This is a genomic window from Streptomyces sp. NPDC059895 (assembly GCF_042731035.1).
Lineage (GTDB): Bacteria > Actinomycetota > Actinomycetes > Streptomycetales > Streptomycetaceae > Streptomyces.
The window spans coordinates 1-11,758 of record NZ_JBHWKO010000016.1 but is presented as its reverse complement, the minus strand read 5'-3'; the positions used below and the strand labels follow the sequence as shown (position 1 = coordinate 11,758).

Here is an 11,758-nt window from a genome sequence, read left to right as displayed (position 1 = left end):
GAGGGGTGGGATGAGGGGCTGTCACCGCGAGGGGCGGAACGAGGGGCTTGTCGGGCCGCGGGACGGGCGGGCGGGGTGAGGGGCGGGTCGCCGGGCGAGGGGCGGGGTGTCAGGCCGCGGGGCCGGCGGGCGGCTGGTGGTACACGGCGTGCCAGACCTCGTTGCGGATCTGCGCGAACTCGGCGGACAGCCGCAGTTCCTCGGTCCGCGGGTAGGGCAGGTCCACGTCGATGACGCGGTGGACGCGGCCCGGCCGGGCGGCCATCACGACGACGCGGCGCGCCAGGTAGACGGCCTCGTCGACATCGTGCGTGACGAACATGACCGTGCGGCGCTCCCGGGTCCAGGTGTGCAGCAACTGGTCCTGCAACTGCACCCGGGTGAGGGCGTCCAGCGCGCCGAACGGCTCGTCCATCAGCAGCACTTCGGGATCGACCGCGTACGCCCGGGCGATCGCGCACCGCTGCTTCATGCCGCCGGACAGCGTCTTGGGCAGGGTGTCGGCGAAGTCGGTGAGCCCGACCAGCTCGATCGCCCGGTCGGCCCGGCCACGGCGTTCGGCGGCGGACAGGGACGTGAGCTTGAGGCCGAACTCGACGTTGCCGCGCACGGTGAGCCAGGGGAAGAGCGCGTACTGCTGGAAGATGACCCCGCGCTCGGGACCGGGCCCCCGCACGGGATCCCCGTCCACCAGGACCCGGCCCGTGGTCGGCTCGACCAGGCCGGCCGCCATGTTCAGCAGGGTCGACTTGCCGCAGCCCGAGGGCCCGACGACGGTGACGAACTCGCGGTCGGCCACGTCCAGCGACACCCGGTCCAGCGCGGTGAACTCGCCTCCCTTCAAGGGGAAGCTCTTGCCGGCTCCCTGGAAGGAGATCTTGGCCTCGGAGAGGGTGGGCACGTCGGTCATCGCCGCTCCTGCCAGGCCGTCAGATGCCGTTCCGCCCGCAGCAGCAGGCGGTCCATCGCGAGCCCGATCACCCCGATGGTGATCAGCCCGACGAAGATCGTCGGCAGGTCGTAGTAGGTCTGCGCGTGCATCATCTCGTAGCCGAGGCCCTTGTCGGCGGCGATGAGTTCGGCGGCGACCACGGTCGCCCAGGACGCCCCGAGCCCGATGCGCACGCCGACGAGCAGGAAGGGTGTGGCGGCCGGGATCACGACCTTCAGGAAGATCACACGGTCCGGGGCGCCCAGTACGCGGGCCGCGTTCACGAGCGTGCCGTCCACGCCCACCACGCCCTGGAACGCGGCGACCACACCGGACAGGAACGCGGCCAGGAAGATGACGAAGACCTTCGGGGTCTCACCGATGCCCATGAGCACGATCGCCAGCGGAATGATCGCCAGCGGCGGCACGGTCCGGAAGAACTGCACGTACGGTTCGAGCAGGCCGCGGGCGAGCGGGTACCAGCCCATCAGGAAGCCGACGGGCACGGCGAGCAGCGTGCCGAGCGCGAAGCCCAGGAAGACCCGGCGCAGGCTCGCCAGCGTGTCGTCGACCAGGGTGCCGTCGCCCAGCATCTCCCCGGCCCGGACGGCCACCGCCGGCGGGCCCGGGACGTCGGCCAGGTGGGTCGCGGCGGCCGTCCCCCACACGGCGACCCCCGCGACCAGCGCCACCAGGTTCAGCAGGAGCGTGGGAACGGTACGGCGCCGCCGTCGCGCGGCGGACGCGGCGGGCGTCTTGTCGGGTGCGGTGATCACGGCCATGGCGGCCTCGACGGGACGGGGGCGGTCACGTTCCCTCCACGGGGTCGGGTGCTGGATAGCGGGTGAGCAGGGGCGATTCGTGCAGGACGAGCGCGATGGCGCCGAGTGCGCCGCCCGCCTCGCCCAGGGAGGCCGGCCGCAGGTCGATCCGCGGCCGGGAGACCGGCATCAGGTGCGCCGACAGGGCGCGTTCGACGGGTTCGAACAACGCCGGTCCGGCCTCGGCGAGTTCGCCGCCCAGCACCGTGACGTCGGGGCCGATCGCGTTGCACACGGCCGCGAGCACGGTGCCCACCCGGGCGCCGGCCTCGGCCAGCACGCGGCGGGCGCCGGGATCGCCGGGAAGCGCGGCGAGGAACGCCCCCAGGTCGTCGGCGCCGGGGTGGGCGTCGAGCACGGCACCGATCGAGGCGACGGTCTCCAGACAGCCGTCCTTGCCGCAGGAACATCGCCGGCCGCCGGGCTCGGCCGTGATGTGGCCGAACTCGCCGGACAGCCCGTGCGCGCCGCGGTGCAGGGCGCCGCCGACCACCAGACCGCCGCCCACGCCGTGCGACAGCCGCAGATACAGGACGTCCTGGACACCGGCCGCGGCCCCCCACGTGGCCTCGGCCAGCGCCGCCAGCCGGGTGTTGTTGTCGAGCAGGACGGGAACCCCGAAGCGCTTGCGCAGCAGCACCGGCAGGTCGTCCCGGCGCGGCCGTGCCCCGTCGTCGCGGGCCCGTGAGTCCCCCGGCGGGGCGGCCGCCGCGCCGTTCACCGGTCCGACGACCCCGACTCCGACGCCGCTGAGCGCCCCCAGCCGGAGCGTGCCGCCGGCCAGCCCGCCGACCAGCCGCCCGGCGAGGTCGACGCGCTCCTCCCAGCCGAAGCCCTCGGCGTGCGGCGCGCTCGCGGAACCGATCACCTCGTGGGCGACGTTGACCGCGGCGACGTGCACCGCGCGCCGGGCGAAGTCGATGCCGATGGCCTGCCCGGCGCCGGGGTGCAGGCTCAGCGTCTCCACCGGACGGCCCCGGCGCCGCTCGGTGCCGGCGGGCGGCGTGGCCACGACGGCGCCGCTGTCCACGAGGACGGCGACGATGTCGTACAGGGTCGTACGGGACAGGCCGGTCAGCCTGCCCAGCTCACCCCTGCTGAGAGGGCCGTGCGTGCGCAGAAGCCCGAGGACGAGTTCCTCGTGACCTCGGCGCAGCCGTGCCAGCGGGCTTTCCTGATCGTGCGGCATGGGGCTCAGGATGGGGAGCCGGAGTAATTACGTCAACAGCCCGGAAAAAACCGGGGATGTGCCGAGCGGCTTCGGCAGGGGCGGAAAGGCGCAGGTCAGGATGGGTGAGGTGGCTGTCGGTGGAGCCGGTGACCTTTCATGAGGCTGCAATGTTCCCGTGACGGACGGACGGACGGGCGCGGTGGAGCGGTGCGGGGGGGTGCTGGACGGGGGGTGCGGGACGGGGGTGCTGCGGCGTGCCTCAGGCGTCCCACGCGCACCGGAACCCGAGGTTCCCCGTGCTGCTGTCCGGGGTGTTCGCCGTGCGGGCCGCGACGCGGTAGCGGTTGCAGTACGAGTGGTGGCACAGGTAGGAGCCACCGCGCATGACACGCGACGAGCCGTGCGCGGGGCCCTTCGGATCGGTCCGCGGACGGTCCGGGTGCCGGGTTCCCCACCGGTCCGCGCACCACTCCCACACGTTGCCGGACACGTTGTACAGCCCGTAGCCGTTGGGCTCGTACGCGGTCACCGGCGCGGTGCCCCGGTGGCCGTCCTCGGCGGTGTTCTTCGTGGGGAACCGGCCCTGCCAGATGTTGCAGCGGTGCTCGCCGCCCGGCGTGAGCTCGTCCCCCCACGGATAGCGGCGCCGCACCAGGCCGCCCCGCGCGGCGAACTCCCACTCGGCCTCGGTGGGCAGCCGGGCGCCGGCCCAGCGGCAGTAGGCGGCGGCGTCGTTCCACGAGACGTGGACCACCGGGTGGTCGCCGCGCGGGCCGACCGAGCTGCCCGGACCCTCCGGGGCGTGCCAGCAGGCCCCCTCGACCCCGCACCACCACGGTGTCCCCGGCGGCCGCCGCGCCCCGCGCCGCAGCGCGGCCGGCAGGAAACCGGCGAACACGAAGGACCAGCCGAATCGTTCCGCCTCCGTGACGTACCCGGTCGCGTCGACGAACCGCGCGAACCGGTCGTTGGTCACCGCGCAGGCGTCGATCCGGAACGGCGACAGGGTGACCTCCCGGACCGGTCCCTCGCCGTCCTCGGGGAAGCCGTCGGTGTCCCGCGTCCCCATCAGGAAGGAGCCGCCTTGCAGCAGGACGCTGTGATCGGGGCCCGGGGCTCGGCCCTTGCCTCTGCTTTCGTCCGGGAGGCGGTCCTGGTCCCGGTCCTGGTCCTGTTCCTGGTCCTGGTCCTGGTCCTGGTCATGGCCCTGGTCGTGGTCGTGGCCCTGGTCGTGGCCCTGGTCGTGGTCCTGTTCCCGGTTCCGATCCCGGTCCCGGTCTTTCGGCCCTCCCGTCGAGGCGTGCCCTTGGGTACGGACGGTCGGCCCCGGCCAAAGCGCGAGATCCGCCCCGCCCCGGCCGACGGAGGGCGCACAACAACTTCCCGACTCGGCCTCGTTCATCCGGCCTCCCCTCGACAAGTGATCTTCGCCCAGAGGCTACGGCACCCGCGGACCGCGGACGTGGCGTTCGCCTCGGCGGCCCCTACCGGACCGCCGGGACACGGGCCACTTTCCCTTCGCAGACCAGCTCCGCCCAGACCGTGTGCCCGTGATAGTTGTCGTGATCGCCCCACCCGCAGGTGAGGGCGTCGACCATCAGCAGACCGCGGCCCGATTCGCTGGCGGTGAAGGACGGATGCCGCCAGCGGGCGCGGACGAGGCGCACGTCGAAGGCGGCGCCCGCGTCCGAGACCTCGATCCGCACCGTGTTCCGCACCCCTGGCTGGTGCCGCAGGCTCAGGGCGACCCGTACCGGCGGCCTACCGTGCCGCAGGGCGTTGGTCACGAGCTCGCCGACCACGATCTCGGCGTCATCGGCGAGAGCCTCCTGCCGCCAGGCCCGCAGTTGGGCGCGCACATGGCCGCGCAGCCCGCGCAGGGATCCATCCGTCCGGACGACAGGGCAGGTGGACGACCTTCTCATCGCTGTTCACCTTCTCACTCCTTTTCACTGGCTATTCGGACGCTGGGCCCCCGACGGATGGGCTCGGAGCCGACATATGTGAGCGAAAGGAGACATCAGCGCCCGGGGCGGTCCCGGATCCGCTCCCCAAGCCCCCTGGCGGCGCGACCCGCATATCCCCCCACGGGCCTTGATCAGCCCGCTTCGTAGCATGGGCAGGTCCTGGCCGCCCTCAGTGAGGAGTTCACCGTGCCGTCTGCCGATCCGCCGCCCACTGGCCGACGGTTCAGCCCGGAGCGGCTGAGCCGTGTCGAGGACGGCGAGGTGCTCCCCGCGCTGTTGTGGCGGGTGGGGCCCGGGTGGCGGATGGTGAGCAGCGCCGTGCTCGGCGGGGGAGTGGGGGAGCGGCGGTGGGTGCTCAACGCCCAGGTGGCACACGGCTACCGGCGTACCGATCCGGCCGGGCATCTGAGGGATCTGGCGGCCGCGGCGGGCCTCGCGGGCGACGGCGTGGGCCTGATGACGGCGGCCGACGTCTCGGCGTACTCCCACGCCCGTGACGGTCAGGTGGAGGCGGTGGTCACCGCGGGGATCGACGTACGGGGCTGGGCCGCCGTCGCCGAGGTGTTCGACGTGCCTGGTGCGGTCGGTGCGGTCGGTGGGGTCGGTGGGGTCGGTGGGGTCGGTGGGGTCGGTGCGGTCGGCAATGGGGCTGGTGCGGCCTATGTGGCCGGTACCGCCGGTGCGTTCCGGCCCGGCACGATCAACATCGTCGCGGCCGTCCCGGCGGCGCTGAGCGACGCCGCGCTGGTCAACGCCGTCGCCACCGCGGTCGAGGCCAAGGTCCAGGCCCTGGTCGAGGCCGGCCACGACTGTTCCGGCACGCCGACCGACGCGGTGTGCGTCGCGGCCCTCGCGCCCCGGCCGGGCGAGGAGGTCCACGCCTTCGCCGGCCCGCGTTCGCCGTGGGGCGCCCGCCTCGCGCGCGCCGTCCACCGCGCGGTTCTCGCCGCCGTGCGGGGGCCCTCGCCCGTGCCCTCGCCCGTGCCCTCGTCCGCGCCTTCCGACGGGCCTCATGTGCTGTCACAGCGGAGTCCCCTCGCGTACCGGCACCTTGACGAGGAAAGATGAGACGGCGAGTGACGGATCAACCCATGCGGAGGAACGGACCATGACGCACGAACGAGCGGGCCGGCCGGCCGGCCCCGAGGACCTCGTCGACGTCGCCCGGCTGGTCACCGCGTACTACGCGCTGCACCCCGACCCGGCCGACCCGGCGCAGCGCGTCGCGTTCGGCACGTCAGGCCATCGCGGGTCGTCCCTGAACACGGCGTTCAACGAGGACCACATCGCCGCCACCAGCCAGGCGATCTGCGAGTACCGCACCGCCCAGGGCACCGACGGCCCCCTCTTCCTCGGGGCCGACACCCACGCCCTGTCCGAGCCCGCCCGGGTCACGGCGCTGGAGGTGTTCGCCGCCAACGACGTCACGGTGCTCGTCGACAGCGCCGACGGCTACACGCCGACCCCGGCCGTCTCGCACGCCATCCTCACCCACAACCGGGGCCGCACCACGGGCCTCGCGGACGGCGTGGTCGTCACCCCGTCCCACAACCCGCCCGCCGACGGCGGCTTCAAGTACAACCCGCCCAGCGGCGGCCCCGCCGGCTCCGACGCCACCTCCTGGATCCAGGACCGTGCCAACGAAATCATCGTGGGAGGCCTCAAGGACGTACGCCGCATCCCGTACACCCGGGCGCTCGCCGCCCCGGGCACGAGCCGCTACGACTTCCTGGGCACCTACGTCGCCGATCTGCCGAGCGTCCTCGACCTGGACGCGATCCGCGCCGCCGGTGTCCGTATCGGCGCCGATCCGCTCGGCGGGGCGTCCGTCGCCTACTGGGGCCGGATCGCCGAGGAGCACCGCCTCGACCTGACGGTAGTCAACCCGCGCACCGACCCCACCTGGCGGTTCATGACGCTGGACTGGGACGGCAAGATCCGCATGGACTGCTCCTCGCCGTACGCGATGGCCTCGCTGATCGAGCAGCGCGACCGGTTCCGGATCGCCACGGGCAACGACGCCGACGCCGACCGGCACGGCATCGTCACCCCCGACGCGGGCCTGATGAACCCCAACCACTACCTGGCCGCCGCCATCGCCTACCTCTTCGCCCACCGCGACCGGTGGCCCGACGGCACGGGAATCGGCAAGACCCTGGTGTCGTCCTCGATGATCGACCGCGTCGCCGCCGACCTCGGCCGCCGGCTCGTCGAAGTGCCCGTCGGCTTCAAGTGGTTCGTGGACGGGCTGGTCGACGGCTCGCTCGGCTTCGGCGGGGAGGAGTCGGCCGGCGCGTCCTTCCTGCGCCGCGACGGCTCGGTGTGGACCACCGACAAGGACGGCATCATCCTGGCGCTGCTCGCCTCCGAGATCACCGCGGTCACCGGGAAGACCCCGTCGGAGCACTACGCCGCCCTGACGGCCCGCTTCGGCGAACCCGCCTACGCCCGCATCGACGCCCCCGCGACCCGAGAGGAGAAGGCGCTGCTCGCCAGGCTCTCGCCCGCCCAGGTCACCGCGGACACCCTCGCCGGGGAAGCGGTCACCGGCGTGCTCACCGAGGCCCCCGGCAACGGCGCCGCCATCGGCGGCATCAAGGTGACCACCGCCAACGCCTGGTTCGCCGCCCGCCCCTCGGGCACCGAGGACGTCTACAAGATCTACGCCGAGTCGTTCCAGGGACCCGACCACCTGCGCCGGGTCCAGGACGAGGCCAGGGCCGTGGTGGGCGCGGCGCTCGGCGGCTGAGCGGCTGAGCGGCTGAGCACCCGCGGCTGACGCGCCGGGCGGCCCCGGGCGACGGCCGGGGGCCCAAGGTGACGGCCGGGGGCCCAAGGTGACGGCCGGGGGCTTGAGGCGGCGGCGAACCGGAACGCGCCGTCGCCTGAGCCCCGCGTCAGCCGTCCGCTCGTCCCGCCCGCACTGTCGATCCCAACCCCCAGGTCGGTATCATCCTCTAAACGCGATATGTGACATTCGCCCCGAAGGGGCTACCGTCCTCTCCGGAGTGATCCATGTCCAGCAAGCGTCCCTCGGACGACGGCGACGAGCTGCTGGCCAGACTCGGTTCGCTCACCGCCCAGGCGCGCAAACGCGCGGAGGTGCAGCGCTCCCGCGTCGAGCTGGCCATCGCCCTCCAGCGCGGCATGCTGCCGCGTGACCTGCCGGCCGTCCGCGGCTTCCGCCTGGCCGTCCAGTACGCGCCCGCCTGCCACGGACTCAACGTGGGCGGCGACTGGTACGACGCCTTCGCCCTGCCCGACGGCCGGATCGGGCTGTCCATCGGCGACGTCCAGGGACACAACATCGAGGCGACCGTGTTCATGGGCCAGGTCCGGGCCGGACTGCGCGCCCTGGCCTCCGTCACCAGCGAACCGGGCGAACTCCTCACCCGTACCAATGACCTGCTGCTCTCCCTCGGCGGCGACCTCTTCGCCACCTGCACCTTCATGCGCCTCGACCCGGCCAACGGCGTCCTGGAGAGCGCCCGGGCTGGCCACATCCCCTGCGTGTGGGCGACCGCCGACGGCAGATCGGGCATCGCCCAGGACCAGGGCGGACCGCCCCTCGGCATCCAGGAGGGCATGGACTACCCGGTCACCCGCTACCGGCTCACCCAGGGCGGTGTGTTCGTCCTGCTCACGGACGGGGTGGTGGAGGGGCCGTCGATGAGCGTCGAGGAGGGCCTCGACCAGGTGGTCCAGCTGGTGGGCATCGCCGCCGTCGCGGGCATGGGGGCCGACGCGCTCGCCGCCGCCGTGCTGGAGGGCGCCGACCGCGTGGGGCACGACGACGACGCGGCCGTCCTCGTCGTCGGGCACGACGGGACCCCGGGCGGACACGGACGCCCGGTTCCGCCGCAGGGGCCGGACGGTGTTCAGCCATAGGGCCGGACCGCGCGCCGCTCGCCTCGCCGACGGCGCCGCACCGGTGTCTGATGGCTGCTGTGGTGGGTACCAGCGAGCTGCGCCGGCCGGCCGTCCTCGCCGTCGAGACGGCGGCGGTCGCCGCCTGCTACTACGCCGCCGGACAGCTCGGCCTGCTGCGGGAGCTCGTCGTCGAGGGCGCGGTGTTCACCCCCGTCTGGCCGCCCTCCGGCGTCGCGCTGGCGTGTCTGCTGGTCCTCGGGCTGCGGGCGTCGGCGGGCATCGCCCTCGGGGCACTGCTCGTCATCCTGTCGATCACCGCGCTCCGGCCGCTCGTGATCGTCAACCTCGTGGGCAACACGGCCGCTCCCGTCTGCGCCTACCTCATGCTGCGCAAAGTGGGCTTCCGCACCGACCTCGCCCGTATGCGGGACACCCTCGCCCTGGTGTTCCTGGGCGCCCTGACCGCCATGCTGATCAGCTCCACGGTCGGCGTCGGCGTCCTCGTCCTCACCGACCGGCTGGACACGGACAGCTTCTGGCCCGTCTGGCTGGGCTGGTGGGTCGGCGACGCGATGGGGGTCCTGCTCGTCACGCCGCTCCTGCTGCTCCTGTACAGCACGCGCAGCCCGCCCCCCATGCGCCGCTGGAAGGAGGCCGCGTGCCTGGCGCTGGTCACCGCCACCTTCGTCACCGTGGCCACCCGAAGCAACATAAGCCTCCTCTTCCTCGTCTACCCTCTGCTGATCTGGGCGGCCCTGCGCTTCCGGCTCGCGGGCGGCATGCTGTGCGCCCTGTTCGCCTCGGTCATGGCCACCGTCGCGGCCACCGAGCGGATCGGCCCGTTCGCCGGTCGCACCCGCGTCGAAGTCATGATCAACCTCCAGGCGTTCAACGGCACGATGGCCCTGACCGCCCTGCTGCTCTCGGCCGTCATCACCGAACAGCGCAACACCCGGCGCTCGATCGAACGCGCCTGCCAGGAACTGGTGGAGGTCCTCGAACACCTCACGGCCGGCGACGCCCCCCAAGGCCGGCCACCGCCCAGTGACCCGGACGGCCTCCCCGACACCGGCACGCGTGGCTTTCCCGACGACACGGACGGCTCTCCCCCGGCGAAGCGCAGAGGGACGTGAGTGAATGAGGGGTGTCGGGTACCCGGACGGTCCCTCAGCGGTCCGGCGGCGGCTGCCGTGCGGCCCCGCACCCTCGCAAGCGTGGGGGGACGATCCCCAAGGAGCTCAAGGACATGACGGACGTATCGAGCAGCGGATCCGGCCCGGAAAACGGCCGGAAGGTGCTCACCAACCGGCAGGGCCACCCCGTCCACGACAACCAGAACCAGCGCACCGTCGGCGCTCGCGGCCCGGCCACGCTGGAGAACTACCAGTTCCTCGAGAAGATCAGCCACTTCGACCGGGAGCGCATCCCCGAGCGCGTCGTCCACGCCCGGGGCGTCACCGCGTACGGCTATTTCGAGGCGTACGGCAGCTGGGGCGACGAGCCGATCAGCCGCTACACCCGCGCCAAGCTGTTCCAGGAGCGCGGCAAGCGCACCGACCTGGCCGTCCGCTTCTCCACGGTCATCGGCGGACGCGACTCCTCCGAGGCCGCCCGCGACCCGCGCGGGTTCGCCGTGAAGTTCTACACCGAGGACGGCAACTGGGACCTCGTCGGCAACAACCTGGGCGTCTTCTTCATCCGGGACGCGATCAAGTTCCCGGACGTCATCCACGCCCTGAAGCCGGACCCGGTCACCTTCGAGCAGCAGCCGCGCCGCATCTTCGACTTCATGTCGCAGACGCCCGAGGCCATGCACATGCTCGTGAACCTCTTCAGCCCTCGCGGCATCCCCGCCGACTACCGCCACATGCAGGGGTTCGGCGTCAACACCTACAAGTGGGTGACCGAGCAGGGCGCGACCAAGCTGGTCAAGTACCACTGGATGCCCAAGGCGGGCGTGCGCAGCATGACCGAGGAGGACGCGGCGAACGTCCAGGCGGACTCCCTCGGCCATGCCACCAAGGACCTCTACGAGGCGGTGGCGCGCGGCGACCACCCCGAATGGGAACTCCTCGTCCAGATGATGGACGACCACGAGCACCCGGAGCTGGACTTCGACCCGCTGGACGACACCAAGACCTGGCCGGAGCAGGAGTTCCCGCCCAAGCCGGTCGGGAAGATGGTGCTCAACCGCATGCCGGAGAACTTCTTCGCGGACAACGAGCAGATCTCCTTCGGCACCGGCGTCCTCGTCGACGGGCTGGACTTCTCCGACGACAAGATGCTGGTCGGCCGGACGTTCTCCTACAGCGACACCCAGCGCCACCGCGTCGGTGCGAACTACCTCCAGCTGCCGGTCAACCAGGCCAAGCACGCGGACGTCCGCACCAACCAGCGCGACGGGCAGATGGCCTACCACGTGGACGGCGGAGGTGTGAACCCGATCGTCAACTACGAGCCGTCCATCCTCGGCGGACTGCACGAGGACGACTACCCCGCGCACGACGAGCAGGGGCCGGAGATCACCGGCCGGCTCACGCGCAAGCGCATCCCCCGCACCAACGACTACCTGCAGGCGGGCCAGCGCTACGCGCTCATGGAGCAGTGGGAGCGCGACGACCTGGTGAAGAACTTCACCGCCGCGCTCGCCCAGTGCGACCGGCAGGTGCAGGAGCGCATGGTGTGGCACTTCCTCCTGGTCGACAACGATCTCGGCCTCAGGGTCGGGGAGGGCATCGGCATCACCGCCGAGGACGTCGCCGCGCTGGAGCCCCTGGCCGGCCAGGACCTGACCGAGGAGGACCGTGAGCGGCTAGCCCACCTGGGCAAGAATCCGCCGCGCGACGTGCAGGGCCTCACGATGACGCACTGCGTCCCGGACGAACGGCACGTCGTCACCCGCTGAGCCGAGGGCGGCCGCCCCCGTGGCACCGGCTGTCGGCCGCCGTTCCTCGTGTCGGCCGTCCCTCGCAGTACCAGCCGTCGGCCGCTCCGGCAT

10 protein-coding genes are annotated in these 11,758 nt (G+C 72.6%); 5 read left to right on the top strand and 5 right to left on the bottom strand.

Going from position 1 to position 11,758, the window contains the following annotated elements:
• Window positions 1–109: 109 nt before the first annotated feature.
• The 5 genes from ACFV9M_RS19870 to ACFV9M_RS19850 form a co-directional block, all read right to left on the bottom strand.
• A complete protein-coding gene (locus tag ACFV9M_RS19870) occupies window positions 110–910 on the bottom strand; it encodes an ABC transporter ATP-binding protein (RefSeq protein ID WP_385069692.1) in 801 nt (266 codons plus the stop codon).
• A complete protein-coding gene (locus tag ACFV9M_RS19865; protein ID WP_385069694.1) occupies window positions 907–1,713 on the bottom strand; it encodes an ABC transporter permease in 807 nt (268 codons plus the stop codon). The genes ACFV9M_RS19870 and ACFV9M_RS19865 overlap by 4 nt, the downstream gene beginning before the upstream one ends.
• A gap of 25 nt (window positions 1,714–1,738) precedes the next feature.
• The gene (locus tag ACFV9M_RS19860; RefSeq protein WP_385069716.1) at window positions 1,739–2,953 is read right to left on the bottom strand and encodes an ROK family transcriptional regulator; all 1,215 of its coding nucleotides are present in this window, start codon (window positions 2,951–2,953) and stop codon (window positions 1,739–1,741) included.
• Window positions 2,954–3,182: 229 nt separating this feature from the next.
• Entirely contained in the window at window positions 3,183–4,325 is a 1,143-nt protein-coding gene (locus tag ACFV9M_RS19855) for a formylglycine-generating enzyme family protein (protein ID WP_385069695.1), read from the bottom strand.
• Window positions 4,326–4,407: 82 nt separating this feature from the next.
• Window positions 4,408–4,848: an ATP-binding protein gene (locus ACFV9M_RS19850; RefSeq protein ID WP_385069697.1), complete on the bottom strand. Its 441-nt coding sequence runs from the start codon at window positions 4,846–4,848 to the stop codon at window positions 4,408–4,410.
• Window positions 4,849–5,076: 228 nt separating this feature from the next.
• Here ACFV9M_RS19850 and ACFV9M_RS19845 point away from each other — a divergent pair, with 228 nt between their 5' ends.
• The 5 genes from ACFV9M_RS19845 (at window position 5,077) to ACFV9M_RS19825 (ending at window position 11,665) form a co-directional block, all read left to right on the top strand.
• Window positions 5,077–5,958, top strand: a complete 882-nt coding sequence (locus tag ACFV9M_RS19845) for an adenosylcobinamide amidohydrolase (RefSeq protein ID WP_385069698.1) — start codon at window positions 5,077–5,079, stop codon at window positions 5,956–5,958.
• A 40-nt stretch (window positions 5,959–5,998) separates the two neighbouring features.
• Window positions 5,999–7,639, top strand: a complete 1,641-nt coding sequence (gene pgm / locus ACFV9M_RS19840; RefSeq protein WP_385069700.1) for a phosphoglucomutase (alpha-D-glucose-1,6-bisphosphate-dependent) — start codon at window positions 5,999–6,001, stop codon at window positions 7,637–7,639.
• Window positions 7,640–7,905: 266 nt separating this feature from the next.
• Window positions 7,906–8,778: a PP2C family protein-serine/threonine phosphatase gene (locus ACFV9M_RS19835; protein ID WP_385069701.1), complete on the top strand. Its 873-nt coding sequence runs from the start codon at window positions 7,906–7,908 to the stop codon at window positions 8,776–8,778.
• Between the two features lie 50 nt (window positions 8,779–8,828).
• A complete protein-coding gene (locus tag ACFV9M_RS19830) occupies window positions 8,829–9,893 on the top strand; it encodes an MASE1 domain-containing protein (RefSeq protein ID WP_385069703.1) in 1,065 nt (354 codons plus the stop codon).
• A 113-nt stretch (window positions 9,894–10,006) separates the two neighbouring features.
• The gene (locus ACFV9M_RS19825) at window positions 10,007–11,665 is read left to right on the top strand and encodes a catalase (protein ID WP_385069705.1); all 1,659 of its coding nucleotides are present in this window, start codon (window positions 10,007–10,009) and stop codon (window positions 11,663–11,665) included.
• The last annotated feature ends 93 nt before the right edge of the window (window positions 11,666–11,758 follow it).